This window comes from Mesorhizobium sp. B2-3-12 (assembly GCF_006442205.1).
Classification (GTDB): domain Bacteria; phylum Pseudomonadota; class Alphaproteobacteria; order Rhizobiales; family Rhizobiaceae; genus Mesorhizobium.
The window spans coordinates 74,416-90,190 of record NZ_VFVR01000002.1; the positions used below are offsets into that span (position 1 = coordinate 74,416).

The following is a 15,775-nucleotide window of genomic DNA, read 5'->3' on the forward strand; positions in this document are numbered from 1 at the left end:
CCGTAACAGCACAGCCGCACAGGCCAGGTTTCGGCCTTCCCTCAGGCCTTTTTCCACACCACCGGCAAGGCAATGAAGGCGAACAGCAGCATGCCTGCGTAGAAGCCGATCGAAGATATCCCCAGCAATGGCTCGATCCCCGGATTTCCGGCAAGCAGTATATAAAGGCCGATCATCAGCCCGATGCCGCTGATTGCCGTCAGCCAGAAATGGACGAGGGCCAGCGTCTTTTGCCTGGCCGCCGGAAACAGGTGATAAAAGAACGCGAAGACCGCCGACATCAGCCAGCCAGCCACCATGATGTGGGCGTGGGTCGGCATCTGGCCATGGTCTTCGCTGATCGCCATGTGAATGCCGAGCGCCATGCCGCACAGCGCGTAGATGATCGCCAGCGTGAAGAAATTCCGTGCTACGCCTTGCATATTAGTCCCCCTGGATGCCTTTTCCCGTTTTCGGGAATGGGTTGATCGTCAGACGATTTTCATCGCCGCCGGCTCGCCAGCGTTGGCGCTCTAGCATCGCCCATGTTTCCAGACGATGTCGCGCTTCCCCTCCCGACACGTCGTATATTAGCAGAAACAAATCCGGGCACCCGCGTTCGTTGTAGGTTGTACCCGTGAAAAAGGGGGTCGAAACACAGCCGGATTTTTCACGACATCGTTCCGAAACACGCGCCGCGCTAAACGCCCGCTCCTCTGGCGGCTGGCGCAGATCCGCGCCACCGCGAACCCGGAAGAACTGTCCCAAGGAGCAACGCATGGACTGGTATTCGATCGTCAAATTCCTCCACGTCGTCACGGCCACCCTGTGGGTCGGCGGCGGCTTCGTTCTGTTCCTGCTTGGCCTGCTTGCCGAGCGCGCCGGCAACATCGACGACAAGCTGCAGGCGATGCGCGCCAGCGGCGAACTGGGCGGCCGCTTCTTCGCGCCGATGTCGATGCTGACCCTGGTCTTCGGCCTCGTCATGTGCGGCTTCTGGGTCGGCTTTTCCGATCTATGGGTCGTGATCGGCCTCGCAGGCTACGCCACGACCTTCTCCATCGGCATGTTCATCTTCAAGCCGACCGGCGAGCGCATGGGCGCGATGATCGCCAAGGACGGCGTCACGCCGGCCGTTCTTGGCGTTGGCCAGCGGATGATGCGCGTAGCGCGGTTCGACTATGCCGTGATGCTGGTCGTCGTCGCCGACATGGTGCTCAAGCCCACACCGCATGACATCGGCATTCTGGCCGGCATGGCGTTGGTTGTCGCGATCGGCGCCATCCTGGCATTCGCTGGCGCCCGTCGCCTCGTCCCGAGCACCGCCTGACCAACCGCGAGCGCGGCGCAAAGCCGACACGCCCGCTACATCAGGCCGGCGATGCCGTCCCACAGAAGCTTCAGCGCCACGACCGCGACAGTGGCGTAGGTAAAGGGATAAAAAACCTCCGGCCGCATGCGCCGCACCAGCCACGCGCCGGCGACGGTCGACAGCGGCGCCAGCGGCATCAGCACGGCGGATGCCGTCAGATTGGCGGTGTCGAACTGGCCGAGCGCGAAATAGGGGATGAGCTTCAGCGCGTTGGTGGCGGCAAAGAAGATCGCCGCCGTGCCCGACAGCACCTTGGGGTCGAGCCGGATCGGCAAGGCATAGACCTGGAAGGGCGGTCCACCGACATGGGCGACGAAGCTGGTGAACCCGGCGACCGTGCCCCATACGGCCGCAGCCACGCGATTGGGTGCGGCTGCATGGTCGGAACCATGGCGAAACTGCAGATAGAGCCAGCGCAGCACGAAGATGATGGCGACGGCGCCGACGATCAGCCGCACCGCTTCCTCGGTGACGAGTGCCGCCGTCAGCCAGCCAAGCCCGATGCCGATGATGGCGCCCGGCATCATGTCGACCAGCATCTTGCGGTCGTACACGCCCCACCACGTCCACACCGAGACGATGTCCATCAGGCACAGGATCGGCAGCAGGATGGCGGCAGCCTGCACCGGCGGCATGGTCAGCGCCATCAGCGGCACGCCGACGAAGCCGACGGCGCCGCCGAAGCCGCCCTTGGACAAGCCGACCAGAATGACCGCCGGGATGGCGGCCGCGTAGAACCACGGATCGAGAAGCAGGCCTGACATGGAAGGGACTGGTCTGGAGGGAAAGCGCGTCAACGCCTGAATAGCCCAGAATCGCCTGCTCGGCGACCGCAAATATAGGCTGGCAGCGGCATATCGGGCCGACCAGCTTTGAACACCTATCGGCGCGCCGAAACCAGCAGGAACATCGGCCGTTCCAGCTCTTCCGCCAGTTCCGGCCTGGCCGCGATCTGCGCGTCCGTCGGACGGAATTCCTCGACATGTTCGATCGTGAAACCCGTGCGGATCAGCGTGTTGAGCGTGGTGCCGATGGTGCGGTGATGTTTCACCACTCCCTTGGCCAGCCAGTCGGTCTTCCGCGGCCCTTCCACCAGATACCGGTCGACAGGCCAGGTCTTTTTCCCCGCCCCATCGATCGACCAGCCCGGACTGGTCGGCGCCATGTAGATCGGATGCTCCGTCGAGAAGACGACATGGCCGCCGGGTGACAGGGCCTGATGCACGGTCCCGAACAGGCGCTCGATGTCCTCGACATAGTGCAAGGCGAGCGAACTGTAGGCGAGGTCGAAGCTGGCTTGTGGCAGGCTGAGCTGGTCGAGGTCGGTTCTCGCATAGATGATACCCGTATCCGGGCCGGCCGCTCTCGCGCGGGCAAGCATCTTCTCCGACAGGTCCAGCCCAAGCACCTGCGCCGCCCCATGCTGATGCGCCCAGCGGCAGAACCAGCCGAAGCCGCAGCCGAGGTCGACGATCCTCAGGCCCGCGACATCGGGCAGCATCGCGCGCAGCGCCGGCCATTCGGCGGCCCCATCCAGGCCCTCGACCGAGCGGCCAAGCTTACTGTAGCCCGCGAAGAAATCCGGCTGATCGTAAATGTTCTGTGCCATCTTCTCTTGCTCCTCGGCCATCCGGCGGAAAGACCGACATTTGCCGACCGCGCCTTTCCACCATGGCCTGGCGGAGTCAAGACGACGAGGCCGGCGGCAACCCCAGTGGCGGCGGACGCCGCCGGATCGGCTGCGCCTTGACGATGGCGGTACTGGTCTCGGCCTTGTCGGCGATACGGTCGAGAATGCCGTCGAGATCGCCGATCGAGCGCACGAACAGACGGGCGACGAAACAATCGTCGCCGGTCACCTTGTCGCATTCGCCAAATGCTTCCATTTCCTCGATCAGTTTCTGGACGATGTGCAGCTTGCCCGGCAGAGGTTTGATCCGCACGATCGCCTGCAGCGTATAGCCCAGCGCCAGCGGATCGATCTCGACGGTGAACGCCCGGATGACGCCGCGCTCCTCGAGGCGCCGCAACCGCTCCGAAACGCTCGGCGACGACAGCCCGATCTGGGCCGCCAGATCCTTCAGCGAGGTCCGCGCATCCCTGACCAGGATTTCCAGCAGATTTCGGTCAAGTTCGTCCAGCATTTCTTTTTTCTCGGATTCCAGGGTGACGCCTAATATAATTAGGAAATATATCCATATCGCCTTTACGAGGAGATGGAAAGCCCCGACACCGCATGAGATTATGCTGGCTCAACGGGTTCAGAGGCTTATCATGAACGATACGGTACGCGGCACGGTCGAGATGTCGGCCGCAATGGCGATGCTGGGAACGATCGGATGGTTCGTCATCATGTCCGGCCAGCCGATCATGGATGTGGTGTTCTGGCGTTGCGCGTTCGGCGCGCTGACACTGCTCGTCATCTGCGCTTCGCTTGGATTGTTGCGCAACAGGCTGTCGATGCGCATCATCGGCCTCGCGGCACTCGGCGGCGCGGCCATCGTCATCAACTGGCTGCTGCTGTTCGGCGCGTTCTCACGCGCCTCCATCTCGATCGCCACCGCGGTCTACAACACGCAACCCTTCATGCTGGTCGGCTTCGGCGCGGTCTTCTTCGCCGAGCGGCTGACATTGGCCAAGCTGACCTGGCTCGCCATCGCCTTCGCCGGCATGGTTCTGATCGTCGGGGCCGCCCCAGACGCCGGCGATGTCGGCACGAACTATTTCGCCGGCATCCTGATGGCGCTCGCCGCCGCCTTCTTCTGGGCCGTCGCGGCAATCGTCACCAAGAAACTCAAGGGCACCCCGCCGCATCTGATCGCACTCATCCAGGTCTGCGTCGGCGTCGTCATGCTGGCGCCCTTCGCCAATCTTTCGCGTCTTCCCGCCGACCCATGGAGCTGGGCCATGCTGGCAACGCTCGGCATCGTCCACACCGGACTGATGTACATCCTGATGTACGGCGCCATCCAGAAACTGCCGACGCATCTGCAGGGGTCGCTGTCCTTCATCTATCCGGTGGTGGCGATCCTGGTCGATGTCACCGCCTTCGGCCACCGCCTGCATCTCAGTCAGGTCGTCGGCGCCGCCGCCATCCTGATCGCTGCCGCCGGCATGAACCTCGGCTGGACATTGTGGAAATCGAGACCGTCCGCCGCGAGCCCCCAGCCGATCAAGTAAGGCGGCACGCCGGCTGCAGGCCGGTCAAAACGCGATCCTGGCTGCCCGCCTGTTCAAAGCGGGCAGTTTGCTCTATGCCGCAATCCAACCATCTTCGCCCGGCATAGGCGAAACCCGGGATCGAAGAACCATGAACGACGCCACACCCCCAAATCGTTGCCGCATCGTGCTGATCGCGCCGCCCGGCGTGCCGGCCGCCCGCATTGCCGCCGCATTCGACGGCGGCGACGTCGCCTCGCTGATCCTGCCGGAGAACGGCATGGACGAGGCCTCCTTCCAGGCCTTCGCCGAGCAGGTCGTGCCGGCGGCGCAGGCCGCGGGCGTGGCCGTCATCATCGCCGGCGACACCCGCATTGCCGGCCGGGTCCAGGCCGACGGCATCCATGTCGAGGTCTCCAAGGCCGAACTCGCCGAGACGATCGAGCATTTCCAGGCGAAAATGATGGTCGGCGCCGGCGGCGCCAAGACGCGTGACGACGCGCTCGAGCTTGGCGAGACAAGGCCGGACTACATCTTCTTCGGCCGCTTCGGCTACGACAACAAGCCCGAGCCCCATCCGCGCAACCTGTCATTGGGGGAATGGTGGGCGCGGATGATCCAAATCCCTTGCATCGTCGAGGCCGGTTTCGATCTTGCATCCGTCGAAACCGTGGCCGCCACCGGCGCCGAATTCGTCGCGCTGTCGAGTGCCGTGTTCGCCGACGGCGTCGATCCGAAGGCAGCGATAGCCCGGGCCAATGCGCTGCTCGACGAAACAGCGCCGCGCTTCGAGGATTGACGTGTCCCTGGCAAGGCTTTCCCTTCAGGCCCTGCTTGCGGCGGCGATGATCCAGGGCGCCGCCGCCGAAACCATACCCTTGCCGCAACCCAAGCCTGAAACCGGCGTGCACACCGACAAGCCGATCGAAAAGCAGTTGCCGCAGCCCGCCACCACGGCGGAGCCCGCACCGCTGCCCTCGGTCGACAGCGTCAATCCCGACCGCTTCGGCGCCAAGCCGGCGGACGCCGCCTATGGCGCCTTCCAGCGCGGGCTTTACAAGACGGCATACAATCTGGCGCTGGTCCGCGCGCAGAACGGCGACCCGGCGGCGCAGACGCTGGTGGCCGAGATCCTGTCGCGTGGGCTGGGTGTGCCGCTGAACTCGGCCGAGGCCGCGAAATGGTACGCGCTGGCCGCCGAGCAGGGCGTGCCGGAATCGCAGTTCCAATATGCGCTGATGTTGCTCGACGGCCGTTACGTCAAGAAGGACACCAAGGGAGCCTACGCCCTGATGCAGGCGGCCGCCGAGGCCGGCAACCAGCTGGCGCAATTCAATTTCGCGCAGATGCTGGTGCAGCAGGATTCAGGCGACGCCGGCCTGGCCAAGGCGGTTTCCTACTATGAGCGCGCTGCCGCGACGGGTCTCGCCGACGCGCAGTACGCCATGTCGCAGATCTATGCCAACGGCGTCGGCGGCAAGCCGCGCGACGATGCCCAGGCACGGCGCCTGCTGGCGCAGGCCGCCCGCCAGAACTACGACACCGCGCAGATCGATCTCGCCGCCTGGATGATCGAAGGCCGCGGCGGCGCGCGCGACCTGAAATCGGCTTTCGGCTGGACGAAGCAGGCCGCCGAAGGCGGCAATGTCGCGGCCCAGAACCGCCTGGCAAAACTCTATATGCAAGGCATCGGCACCGATCCGGATCTCGTGCTCGCCGGCGCCTGGTACATAGTCGCCCGCCGCGCCGGCCTCATCGATCAGGAGATGGACGATTTCCTGCAAGGGCTGAGCGACGACCAGACCAAGCAGGCCCTGCAGAAGGCGAACCGCCTGCCCTGAGGACAGCTGGCAAGATCTGCCGGCGCCAGCCCCCTTGCCCGGCCCAAATGGGCCCCTCCCTTGCCTCTCCGGGCGATTTGTGGTCTTGGAGCCCTAAATCGCTTGTCACGGCGAACATCCCATACCGACGGCCCAGCCGTTGGCAGCATCCCGGATCCCATCATCATGGCCAAGATCAATGGCAACGAAATCCGTCCCGGCTACGTCATCGAACACGATGGCGGCCTCTGGGTGGCGGTCAGGACCAACACCGTCAAGCCCGGCAAGGGCGGCGCCTACAACCAGGTCGAACTGAAGAACCTCATCAACGGCACCAAGCTCAACGAGCGCTTCCGCTCGGCCGAGACCGTCGAGCAGATCCGGCTCGACCTTAAGGATTTCTCCTTCCTCTACGAGCAGGACGACGCGCTGGTGTTCATGGACACCCAAAGCTACGAACAGCTCGAACTGAACAAGGACTTCGTCGGCGACCGCGCCGCGTTCCTGCAGGACGGCATGATGGTGACGGTCCAGCTCTACGAGGAGCGGCCGATCGGCATATCGCTCCCCGACTACGTGACGCTGACCATCACCGAGGCGGATCCCGTGGTGAAGGGCCAGACGGCGGCGTCCTCCTACAAGCCGGCGGTACTGGAAAACGGCATTCGCGTGCTGGTGCCGCCCTTCATCGGCGCCGGCGAGCGCATCATCGTCGACACCAACGAAATCACTTACGTGCGCCGCGCCGACTGATCCGTGCCGCCCAAAAGTGGCCCCCAATTTGGGTCACCGGCATTTATCGAGACAGAGTTTAAAGCGCCGCACCAGGAAGAAGCACTATGGCACGCTCAGCCCTCCTCAACGTCATGGTCCAGGCCGCAATGAAGGCCGGCCGCTCGCTGTCGCGCGACTTCGGCGAGGTCCAGAACCTCCAGGTCTCGATGAAGGGCCCCGGCGATTATGTCAGCCAGGCCGACCGCAAGGCCGAGGACATCGTCTTCGCCGAATTGTCGAAGGCGCGCCCGGGCTACGGCTTCCTGATGGAAGAGCGCGGCGCCGTCGCCGGCGATGACAGCCAGCACCGCTGGATCGTCGATCCGCTCGACGGCACCACCAATTTCCTGCACGGCATTCCGCTGTTCGCCGTCTCTATCGCGCTCGAGCGCCAGGGCCAGATCGTTGCCGGCGTCATCTACAATCCGGCCATGGACGAGCTCTATACGACCGAGCGCGGCGGCGGCGCCTTCATGAATGATCGCCGCCTGCGCGTCGCCGGCCGCACGAAGCTTGTCGACACGGTGATCGGCTGCGGCGTACCGCATCTCGGCCGCGGCCATCACGGCAATTTCCTGGTCGAACTGCGCAACGTCATGGCCGAGGTCTCCGGCATCAGGCGCCTGGGTTCGGCCTCGCTCGATCTTGCCTATGTCGCCGCCGGCCGCATGGACGGGTTCTGGGAAGTCGGTCTGTCGGCCTGGGACATCGCCGCCGGCTTGCTCCTGATCCGCGAAGCGGGCGGCTTCGCCTCCGACATGGATGGCGGACAGGATATGCTCGACACCGGCTCGGTCGTCGCCGGCAACGAGATCATCCAGCGCGCGTTGCTGAAGGCGGTGAAAAAGCCGCTGGCGCCGCGCTGAGGAAAAGTGCGGGCCGCCCAGGAATTTGCCTGGAAGCAAATGCCTGGCGCGCTGAACCGCCGCAGTCGCAAAACCGCAAACAAAGCTTGAAATACTGTCCGGCGGTTGCCCAGATAACGGGCGACGCTAGGACGATAGATGACCAACACGCCGCCACAGACGGAAATTCCCTTCATCGGACGCTGGCATTATTCGCGCGCCGAGATGATCGCCGACGGGATCGTCCATGCGGTCGGCATCGTGCTGGCGATCGCCGCCGGTTCGGCGTTGCTGGCGCTCGCCGCCTTCCGGGTCGGGCCCGGCGAATACACCGCCGCGGCCTTCTATGTCGTCTCCTTGCTCACCGTGCTCTCGGTATCGCTGACCTACAATCTGTGGCCGGTGACCTCGCCCGCGAAATGGATCCTGCGGCGTTTCGATCATGCCGCGATCTATCTGTTGATCGCCGCCACCTACACACCCTTTCTGGCCCAGTTGGGAGCCTCGCCGCTGGCGAGATGGATGATCGTACTGGTCTGGGCCGCGGCGGCAACGGGGATTGCCATCAAGGTGTTTTTCCCGGGGCGCTTCGACAGGCTGGCGATCGTCTTCTACCTTGCCATCGGCTGGAGCGGCATCATCCTCGTCAAACCGCTCGTCGAGACGCTGCCGACCACGTCGATCATGCTCATCGTCGCCGGTGGTGTCGTCTATTCCTGCGGCGTCATCTTCTTCGCCTGGAAGGCGCTGCGTTTCCACAACGCGCTCTGGCACGGCTTCGTCGTCACCGGCGCCGGCCTGCATCTGGCGGCCATGGTCGACTGCCTGGTCATCAACCGCCTCTGATGCGCCGGCCGCAAAGGCCGCCGGTGGCAATATTGCCAAGCACCATTCAATTTGGTCACAATTCCGTTTAGAGTCGCCAACTACGTGATCGGCGGCGCTGGAGCAATTCCAGGGAAAGCGTGAGCGGTTTCCCGTTCGGAATTGCGTGAAGGCAAAATAGAGCATCGGAAACGGGGCACGGATGGCTTTTCTCAGATCCTTCGGCATGGGCAGGCGCTCCGACGTACTGGTCTACGATCCGCACAAATTGTCGAGTCCGCAGGTCTTCCTGCTGACCATGGTCATCTTCCTGGCCATCGTCGCCTTCATCGCCGCCATCCTGACCCGCCAGGTCACGACCGCTTTCGTCACCAATCCCGGCCTCAACGGCCTGATCGTCGGCGTGCTGGTCGTCGGTATCCTGCTGGCGTTCACGCAGGTCGGGCGGCTATTTCGCGAGGTGCGCTGGGTCAACTCCTTCCGCGCCGGCTCGGAAACCACGGAACCGGTGCTGCTGGCGCCGATGAAGGCAATGATCGGCCGCTCCTCGTCGATGGCCTTTTCGACCTCCTCGATGCGCACAATGCTCGATTCCATCGCAACGCGCCTCGACGAAAGCCGCGACACCTCGCGCTACCTGGTCGGCCTGCTGGTGTTCCTCGGCCTGCTCGGTACCTTCTGGGGCCTGTTGAACACGATCGGCTCGATCCGCGAGACCATCGAATCCCTCGATCCAGGCACGGGTGACGCCGCGGCGGTGCTCGATTCGCTGAAACAGGGCCTGTCGGCGCCGCTGGCCGGCATGGGCACCGCCTTCTCGTCCTCGCTGTTCGGCCTCTCCGGCTCGCTGGTACTCGGCTTCCTCGACCTGCAGGCCGGCCGCGCCCAGACGCGCTTCTACACCGAACTCGAAAACTGGCTGTCCTCGGTCACCGATCTGTCGTCCGACATCGTCGTCTCCGACCCGGCCAAGGCCGAACCTTCCGACGAGATCCGCCTGTTGTCGGAGCGGCTGCGCAGCATGCAGGAGAACGGCGGCGGCTCCAACCCTCGCGTCGCCACCGCCATGGCCAATCTCGCCGACGGCATTTCCGGCCTGGTGAAGAACATGCGCTCCGAGCAGCAGATCATGCGCGACTGGGTCGAGGCCCAGTCCGACGAGCAGAAGGCGATGCGCAACACGCTGGAGAAGATCGCCGACGCCCTGAAGAAGCCCGAGGTTCACTAGCATGGCGCTTGCCAGGGGCCGGCGTACCGATCGCCGCATCGATTATTGGCCTGGCTTCGTCGACGCGCTGTCGACGCTGCTGCTCGCCATCATGTTCCTGCTCACCGTTTTCGTGCTGGCGCAGTTCCTGCTCGGCCGCGAGATCTCCGGCAAGGACACGGCGCTGTCGCGCCTCAATTCGCAGATCAACGAACTGACCCAGCTGCTCGCGCTGGAGCGCTCGACGGCGCAGGACAAGGAGGATTCGCTCGCCAATTTGCAGGCGTCCCTGTCGGCGGCCGAGGCGGAAAAAAGCCGGCTCGAACAATTGCTGGCACAAGGCGCCGGCGCCGGTGACGCCGCCAACCAGCGTGCCGCCGAACTGGGCGGTGAACTCGACAACCAGCGCCAGATCAGCCAGCAGGCGCTGAGCCAGGTCGAGATCCTCAACCAGCAGATCGCGGCCTTGCGCAAGCAGATCGGCGCGCTCGAGGATGCCCTCAACGTTTCCGAAACGCGCGACCGCGATTCCAACACCAAGATCGCCGATCTCGGCCGTCGCCTGAACGTGGCGCTGGCGCAGCGTGTGCAGGAATTGAACCGCTACCGCTCCGATTTCTTCGGACGGCTGCGCGAAATCCTCGCCGACCGCGAGAACATCCGCATCGTCGGCGACCGCTTCGTCTTCCAGTCGGAGGTGCTGTTCCCGACCGGCTCCGAAGTGATCAACGATGCCGGCAAGGTCGAGATGAAGAAGCTCGCCGACGCCATCATCGAATTGCAGAAAGAAATCCCGCCGGAGATCAACTGGGTGCTGCGCGTCGACGGCCACACCGACAACAAGCCGCTTTCAGGCAATGGCCGCTACCGCGACAATTGGGAACTGTCGACGGCACGCTCGACCTCGGTGGTCAAGTTCCTGATCGAGAACGGCGTGCCGGCCAACCGGCTGGTCGCCGCCGGTTTCGGCGAGTTCCAGCCGCTCGATCCCGCCGACACCGACGAAGCGCGCAACAAGAATCGCCGCATCGAGCTGAAGCTCACCGAACGTTGATCCATCATCACGCGAACTCACGCGAAGTTGTTCGCCGGCTCAACTCTAGGGCGCAGAGATCGGCCGGCAAGGCCTGAAAAGATTATCTTTTTTTAATTACACTTCGCGCCAAGGCGCTCCTAGCTTGCCGTGCAGGGCCGAGAACCGCCGGCGATGCCTCCCATCGCGACGCGACGGAACTGGACGACCCAAAATGGTCGGAAGGCGGGCGGCGCGGCCGCTCTCCCTTCCCAGCAGGAGGAAGCGCACCATGCGCTCATCAGCATCTCTCAAGACTGCAACGCTTGCGGCAATTCTCATTGCCGTCCCGCTCGCCGGCGCTTACGCCGCGGGCCATCACAAGGGCGCCCTCGATGCCACCGCCCCGACCGACTTGACGGGCCCGCGTGTCGAAGCCGTCATTGACCAGGTTCAGGGCGTCCATCAGGGCATCGTCGACGCCAGGCAGGCCAACAACATCACCCCGGCCGTCGCGGAGCGCCTGGATATGCGCGCCGCCCGCATCGGCCAGGCCGCCGAGAGGATAGCCGCGTCGGATCACGGCAGGATCCCGGCCGCGCAATACCATGACCTGCTGCGCCGGCTCGACAATGTCGATCAACGTCTGATGGTCGACACCGGCAGCGGTTTCCTGATGGGTGATGGTGCCGACGGCGGAAACTATCCGAACGGCTGAAGCCATCCTGTCTGAAGGGCCCAAGAGGAAGGGACCATCTTGGCGCCTTCGGGACCCCAATCCCGCGGGCGCCCTTTTTCCTCACCGGCCCATCTTGCCTGCCAGCCTTGCCCTGCCTACCAACCCATCCTGCCTACCAACCCATTCTGCCTACCACCCAAGCCAGACCGCGATCAGGGCGATCGCCGCCGGCACGGTCTGGATGAACAGGATCTTGCGGCCGACCGTCGCCGCACCATAGAGACCGGCAATGGCAACGCACAACAGGAAGAAGACCTTGACCTGGAAACCGCCGGCGCCGAGGTAAAGCCCCCAGATCAGGCCGGCGGCGAGAAAGCCGTTATAGAGACCCTGATTGGCGGCGAGCACTTTGGAGGCGCTGGCGAATTCCGGCGTCAGGCGGAATGTCTTGTGCCCACGCGGCGTGTCCCAGAGCACCATCTCGAGATAGACGATGTAGACATGGATCAGGGCCACCAGCCCGACCAGTAGGTTGCCGATCATCTGCTCCCCCTTCATGCCTCGCCCGCAGCATTTCATGTCTGGCATCGCCTGCGCAAGGTGTATCCGCCGGAGGCATCCGAGGGTTGCCATTGCTTTTGCGTTGGTGTCTTTTCGCGCCGTCCTCAACCACGGAAGCCGCCATGTCCTTTAACAAACTCGACGATCTCGGCCACAAGCTCGAAGCGCTTGAACATGCGCTGGCAATCCTCGGCGCCGATGAAGCGACCCACATGGCCGTCGGTGGCGGCGAGAAGCGCGCCGAGGCGATGGCGGCCCTTGCCGGCATGTATCACACCAGGGCGACCGCGCCCGAAATATCGGACTGGATCGCCGCGGCCGAAGGCGAGGCATTGGACGATGAGCAGCGGGCCGCCCTCGCCGAACTGCGGCGGCAATACACCAACCTGACCTGCCTGCCGGTCGAATTCGTCGAGCGCCAGACCACGGCGCGCATGCGCTGCGAGCAATTGTGGCGCGCGCTGCGCGCCAAGAACGACTGGGCTGGCTTCCAGCCGGCGCTGGAGGGCGTGGTGGCTCTGGTGCGCGAGGAGGCGGCCCTGCGCTCCGACGTGCTCGGCCTGGCTCCCTATGACGCGCTGATGGAGCAATACGATCCCGGCAACCGCACGGCCGATATCACCCCCGTCTTCGCCGACCTGAAGGCCTTCCTCAAAGGCTTCGTGCCGGAGGCGCTGGCGATACAGGAAGCGCGGCTGCGCAAGCATCCGCTGAAACCGCTTTCGGGCATCTATGCCATCGACCGGCAGCGCGAGCTCGGGCTTGCCATGATGGCCGCGGTCGGCTTCGACCTGACCCATGGCTCATTGTCTGTGTCGCACCATCCCTTCTGCGGTGGCGTGCCGAGCGACGTGCGCATCACCACGCGCTACAAGACGTCGGATTTCCTGTCGGCGCTGATGGGCGTGCTACACGAGACGGGTCACGCGCTCTATGAACAGAACCTGCCCAAGGCATGGTCGCACTGGCCGCTCGGTAAGGCCCGCGGCATGGCGGTGCATGAAAGCCAGAGCCTGTTCGTCGAAAAGCAGGTCGGCCGCAATCCGGCCTTCTGGCGCTGGGCGCTGCCGGTGGTGGAAAAACATCTTGGCGAGGCCTGGTCGCTCGACGATCTCCTGCCCCATGTACACCGCGTCGAGCGCGGCTTGATCCGCGTCGATGCCGACGAGGTGACCTATCCGCTGCATGTGATCCTGCGCTACGAACTGGAGCAGGAGCTTGTCTCGGGTCGCCTGGAGGTGGCTGACCTGCCTGAAGCCTGGGATGCCAGGATGCGCGACTATCTCGGCCTTTCAACCATCGACAATCCGGCCGATGGACCCATGCAGGACGTGCATTGGCCAGGTGCCGCCTTCGGCTATTTCCCCTCCTACACGCTGGGCGCGATGATGGCGGCGCAACAATGGGCCGCGCTGGTGCGCGAGCATCCTTCAGCCGACGATGATCTCGCCAAAGGGAATTTCGAGGCGATCAACGGATGGCGCCGTGAGAAAATCTGGTCGCAGGGGTCGCGCTGGTCGACGCCGGACCTGCTCGAACGCGCCACCGGCGAAAAACTCAACGCCGTCTATTTCGTCAATCACCTGAAGCAGCGCTACGGCGGATGAGATCGGCCGCGTGACCGACGGCGGCAGCCGAAGCGACAATGCCGCCTGGGATGACAATTTTCGTTACGCCGAGGCGAGTAGGGCCCGTTACTCCGCCGCGCCCCTGAAGGCGCTGGCTCCGGTCTCGAATTGCAGCTTGGCCAGCCGGGCATAGATGCCGCCCTTGGCGACCAGGCTCTGGTGCGTGCCTTCCTCGACGATGCGGCCGCCGTCCATGACCAGGATCCTGTCGGCCTTGAGCACCGTCGCCAGCCGGTGGGCGATCACGATGGTGGTGCGCCCCCGCATCAGCCGCTCGAGCGCCGTCTGCACAAGCGTTTCGCTTTCGGCGTCGAGGGCCGAGGTCGCCTCGTCGAGCAAAAGGATCGGCGCGTCACGCAGGATGGCGCGGGCGATCGCCACCCGCTGGCGCTGGCCGCCCGACAGCGTCACGCCGCGCTCGCCGACCTGGCTGTCGTAGCCTTTTTCGAGCTTGAGGATGAATTCGTCGGCCAGCGCGTCCTTCGCCGCCGCCTCGATCTCGGCCTCGCTGGCGCCGGGCCGGCCAAAGCCGATATTGTCGCGTGCGCTCGCCGCGAAGATGGTGACGTCCTGCGGCACGATGGCGATGCGCTGCCTGACCGCAACGGGATCGGCCTCGCGCACATCGACCCCGTCGATCAGGATTTTTCCTGTCTCCGGATCGTAGAAGCGCAGGATCAGCGAGAACACAGTGCTTTTGCCGGCACCCGAGGGGCCGACGATGGCCACCGTCTCGCCGGGCTTGACCGAAAAACTCAAGCCATGGACGGCGGCGCGGTCAGGCCTCGCCGGATAGGAGAAGGAGACGTCGTCGAAGACGATCGCGCCCTTGGCGACCGCCGGCAGCGGTTTCGGACTGGCCGGCGCCTGGATCGCCGGCGTCTCGGCCAGGATCTCGGTCAGCCGTTCGGCCGCGCCGGCTGCTTGCGCGAGTTCGCCCCAAACTTCCGAGAGCGCGCCGAGCGCGCCGGCGGCGAACACCGAGTAGAGCAGGAACTGGCCGAGCGTGCCGGGCGATATCATGCCGTCGAGCACGTCGCGCGAGCCGAACCACAGCACCGCCACGACGGACGAAAAAATGGTGAAAATGGCGAAGAAGGTCAGGAAGGAGCGTGCGAAAATCGAGGCGCGTGCCGCCTCGAAGGCGGCTTCCACCGCGCCCGAAAAGCGACCGGTGACCAGTTTCTCATTGGTGAAGGCCTGCAGCGTGCGCACCGCGCCGATCTGCTCGCTGGCATAGGCCGTCGCGTCGGCAAGCGTGTCCTGCGCCTGCCTCGACTTGCGCCGCACCGAGCGGCCGAAGGCGACCAGCGGCAGCACGATGATGGGAATGGCCGCGATGACGAGGCTGGACAGTTTCGGGCTGGTGACGACCATCATCCCCACCGCGCCGAGGCCGAGGATGACATTGCGCAGCGCCACGGACGCGGTGGCGCCGACGGCCGACTTGACCTGCGTGGTGTCGGCGGCGAGCCGTGACACGATCTCGCCCGACTGGGCGGTGTCGAAAAAGGCAGGCGACAGCGTCGTCACATGGGCGAAGACGTCGCGCCTGATATCGGCGACGACGCGCTCGCCGAGCGTGATGACGAAATAGTAACGGCCGGCCGACGCCGCCGCCAGCACGGCGGCCATCGCCACCAGCGCCGCGAAGTACTCGGCGATGAAGGTGGTGCCGGTCGACGAGAAACCATGGTCGATCATGCGCCGTACCGCCAGCGGCAGCGCCAATGTGGTTGCCGCCGCGATGGCCAGCGAGATGAGCGCGCCGACGACCAGCGTGCGATATCCCGCGATATAGGGGAACAGGCGCCTGAGCGGCTTGAGCGAGCGTCGGCGCTCGTCTGCGCTGCTTGATTGCGCCATTCTGGGTGTTCCTCTAGCCGCCTCGGCCTATGCGCCTGAATTGCGCTT

The 15,775-nt window shown here is 64.7% G+C and carries 18 protein-coding genes; 11 read left to right on the plus strand and 7 right to left on the minus strand.

Annotation, left to right across the window (positions count from 1 at the left end; genetic code table 11):
• Window positions 1-41: 41 nt before the first annotated feature.
• Both FJ948_RS05570 and FJ948_RS30440 read right to left on the minus strand, forming a co-directional pair.
• Entirely contained in the window at window positions 42-422 is a 381-nt protein-coding gene (locus FJ948_RS05570; RefSeq protein ID WP_140702382.1) for a hypothetical protein, read from the minus strand.
• A gap of 1 nt (window position 423) precedes the next feature.
• A complete protein-coding gene (locus FJ948_RS30440) occupies window positions 424-780 on the minus strand; it encodes a hypothetical protein (protein WP_140702384.1) in 357 nt (118 codons plus the stop codon).
• Between FJ948_RS30440 and FJ948_RS05580 the strand changes: the two genes are divergently transcribed.
• Window positions 758-1,309 carry a DUF2269 family protein gene (locus FJ948_RS05580; RefSeq protein ID WP_140702386.1) on the plus strand — a complete coding sequence of 184 codons (552 nt, stop codon included), beginning with the start codon at window positions 758-760 and terminating at the stop codon, window positions 1,307-1,309. The genes FJ948_RS30440 and FJ948_RS05580 overlap by 23 nt on opposite strands.
• A gap of 35 nt (window positions 1,310-1,344) precedes the next feature.
• Here FJ948_RS05580 and FJ948_RS05585 read toward each other — a convergent pair whose 3' ends face one another.
• The 3 genes from FJ948_RS05585 to FJ948_RS05595 form a co-directional block, all read right to left on the minus strand.
• Window positions 1,345-2,115 (minus strand): sulfite exporter TauE/SafE family protein, encoded by a 771-nt coding sequence (locus tag FJ948_RS05585; RefSeq protein WP_140702388.1) that lies wholly within the window; start codon window positions 2,113-2,115, stop codon window positions 1,345-1,347.
• A 116-nt stretch (window positions 2,116-2,231) separates the two neighbouring features.
• Window positions 2,232-2,960 carry a class I SAM-dependent methyltransferase gene (locus tag FJ948_RS05590; protein WP_140702390.1) on the minus strand — a complete coding sequence of 243 codons (729 nt, stop codon included), beginning with the start codon at window positions 2,958-2,960 and terminating at the stop codon, window positions 2,232-2,234.
• A gap of 76 nt (window positions 2,961-3,036) precedes the next feature.
• Window positions 3,037-3,495: an Lrp/AsnC family transcriptional regulator gene (locus FJ948_RS05595; protein WP_140702392.1), complete on the minus strand. Its 459-nt coding sequence runs from the start codon at window positions 3,493-3,495 to the stop codon at window positions 3,037-3,039.
• 130 nt (window positions 3,496-3,625) lie between these two features.
• Here FJ948_RS05595 and FJ948_RS05600 point away from each other — a divergent pair, with 130 nt between their 5' ends.
• From FJ948_RS05600 to FJ948_RS05640, 9 genes are all read left to right on the plus strand, one after another.
• Window positions 3,626-4,531 (plus strand): DMT family transporter, encoded by a 906-nt coding sequence (locus tag FJ948_RS05600; RefSeq protein WP_140702394.1) that lies wholly within the window; start codon window positions 3,626-3,628, stop codon window positions 4,529-4,531.
• Between the two features lie 130 nt (window positions 4,532-4,661).
• Window positions 4,662-5,309: a thiamine phosphate synthase gene (locus FJ948_RS05605; RefSeq protein ID WP_140702396.1), complete on the plus strand. Its 648-nt coding sequence runs from the start codon at window positions 4,662-4,664 to the stop codon at window positions 5,307-5,309.
• Between the two features lies 1 nt (window position 5,310).
• A complete protein-coding gene (locus tag FJ948_RS05610) occupies window positions 5,311-6,351 on the plus strand; it encodes a tetratricopeptide repeat protein (RefSeq protein ID WP_140702398.1) in 1,041 nt (346 codons plus the stop codon).
• A gap of 165 nt (window positions 6,352-6,516) precedes the next feature.
• Window positions 6,517-7,083: an elongation factor P gene (efp, locus tag FJ948_RS05615; RefSeq protein ID WP_019861758.1), complete on the plus strand. Its 567-nt coding sequence runs from the start codon at window positions 6,517-6,519 to the stop codon at window positions 7,081-7,083.
• A gap of 86 nt (window positions 7,084-7,169) precedes the next feature.
• Window positions 7,170-7,970: an inositol monophosphatase family protein gene (locus FJ948_RS05620; protein WP_140702400.1), complete on the plus strand. Its 801-nt coding sequence runs from the start codon at window positions 7,170-7,172 to the stop codon at window positions 7,968-7,970.
• Window positions 7,971-8,108: 138 nt separating this feature from the next.
• Entirely contained in the window at window positions 8,109-8,795 is a 687-nt protein-coding gene (locus FJ948_RS05625) for a hemolysin III family protein (RefSeq protein WP_140702401.1), read from the plus strand.
• A 181-nt stretch (window positions 8,796-8,976) separates the two neighbouring features.
• A complete protein-coding gene (locus tag FJ948_RS05630; protein WP_140702403.1) occupies window positions 8,977-10,002 on the plus strand; it encodes a MotA/TolQ/ExbB proton channel family protein in 1,026 nt (341 codons plus the stop codon).
• A gap of 1 nt (window position 10,003) precedes the next feature.
• The gene (locus tag FJ948_RS05635) at window positions 10,004-11,035 is read left to right on the plus strand and encodes a peptidoglycan -binding protein (RefSeq protein WP_140702405.1); all 1,032 of its coding nucleotides are present in this window, start codon (window positions 10,004-10,006) and stop codon (window positions 11,033-11,035) included.
• Between the two features lie 250 nt (window positions 11,036-11,285).
• Complete coding sequence (locus FJ948_RS05640; protein ID WP_140702407.1) at window positions 11,286-11,711, plus strand: hypothetical protein; 426 nt, start codon at window positions 11,286-11,288, stop codon at window positions 11,709-11,711.
• A 150-nt stretch (window positions 11,712-11,861) separates the two neighbouring features.
• On the opposite strand, the gene FJ948_RS05645 is transcribed toward FJ948_RS05640, so the two are convergent.
• Window positions 11,862-12,215 (minus strand): DUF1304 domain-containing protein, encoded by a 354-nt coding sequence (locus FJ948_RS05645; protein ID WP_140702409.1) that lies wholly within the window; start codon window positions 12,213-12,215, stop codon window positions 11,862-11,864.
• A 140-nt stretch (window positions 12,216-12,355) separates the two neighbouring features.
• Between FJ948_RS05645 and FJ948_RS05650 the strand changes: the two genes are divergently transcribed.
• On the plus strand, window positions 12,356-13,840 hold the full coding sequence (locus tag FJ948_RS05650) for a carboxypeptidase M32 (protein WP_140702411.1): 1,485 nt from the start codon (window positions 12,356-12,358) through the stop codon (window positions 13,838-13,840).
• Window positions 13,841-13,927: 87 nt separating this feature from the next.
• Here the strand turns inward: FJ948_RS05650 and FJ948_RS05655 are convergent, their stop codons facing one another.
• Window positions 13,928-15,727, minus strand: coding sequence for an ABC transporter transmembrane domain-containing protein (locus tag FJ948_RS05655; protein WP_140702413.1), 1,800 nt, complete (start codon window positions 15,725-15,727; stop codon window positions 13,928-13,930).
• Window positions 15,728-15,775: the final 48 nt, after the last annotated feature.

Excerpts from the sequence above, each read along its gene's own strand:
- FJ948_RS05600 (WP_140702394.1), top strand. The coding sequence starts at position 3,626 with ATGAACGATACGGTACGCGGCACGGTCGAGATGTCGGCCGCAATGGCG.
- FJ948_RS05650 (WP_140702411.1), top strand. The coding sequence starts at position 12,356 with ATGTCCTTTAACAAACTCGACGATCTCGGCCACAAGCTCGAAGCGCTT.
- FJ948_RS05630 (WP_140702403.1), top strand. The coding sequence starts at position 8,977 with ATGGCTTTTCTCAGATCCTTCGGCATGGGCAGGCGCTCCGACGTACTG.
- FJ948_RS05640 (WP_140702407.1), top strand. The coding sequence starts at position 11,286 with ATGCGCTCATCAGCATCTCTCAAGACTGCAACGCTTGCGGCAATTCTC.
- FJ948_RS05590 (WP_140702390.1), bottom strand. The coding sequence starts at position 2,960 with ATGGCACAGAACATTTACGATCAGCCGGATTTCTTCGCGGGCTACAGT.
- FJ948_RS05580 (WP_140702386.1), top strand. The coding sequence starts at position 758 with ATGGACTGGTATTCGATCGTCAAATTCCTCCACGTCGTCACGGCCACC.
- FJ948_RS05620 (WP_140702400.1), top strand. The coding sequence starts at position 7,170 with ATGGCACGCTCAGCCCTCCTCAACGTCATGGTCCAGGCCGCAATGAAG.
- FJ948_RS05570 (WP_140702382.1), bottom strand. The coding sequence starts at position 422 with ATGCAAGGCGTAGCACGGAATTTCTTCACGCTGGCGATCATCTACGCG.
- FJ948_RS05655 (WP_140702413.1), bottom strand. The coding sequence starts at position 15,727 with ATGGCGCAATCAAGCAGCGCAGACGAGCGCCGACGCTCGCTCAAGCCG.
- FJ948_RS05585 (WP_140702388.1), bottom strand. The coding sequence starts at position 2,115 with ATGTCAGGCCTGCTTCTCGATCCGTGGTTCTACGCGGCCGCCATCCCG.
- FJ948_RS05605 (WP_140702396.1), top strand. The coding sequence starts at position 4,662 with ATGAACGACGCCACACCCCCAAATCGTTGCCGCATCGTGCTGATCGCG.
- FJ948_RS05645 (WP_140702409.1), bottom strand. The coding sequence starts at position 12,215 with ATGATCGGCAACCTACTGGTCGGGCTGGTGGCCCTGATCCATGTCTAC.
- FJ948_RS05625 (WP_140702401.1), top strand. The coding sequence starts at position 8,109 with ATGACCAACACGCCGCCACAGACGGAAATTCCCTTCATCGGACGCTGG.
- efp (WP_019861758.1), top strand. The coding sequence starts at position 6,517 with ATGGCCAAGATCAATGGCAACGAAATCCGTCCCGGCTACGTCATCGAA.
- FJ948_RS05635 (WP_140702405.1), top strand. The coding sequence starts at position 10,004 with ATGGCGCTTGCCAGGGGCCGGCGTACCGATCGCCGCATCGATTATTGG.
- FJ948_RS05595 (WP_140702392.1), bottom strand. The coding sequence starts at position 3,495 with ATGCTGGACGAACTTGACCGAAATCTGCTGGAAATCCTGGTCAGGGAT.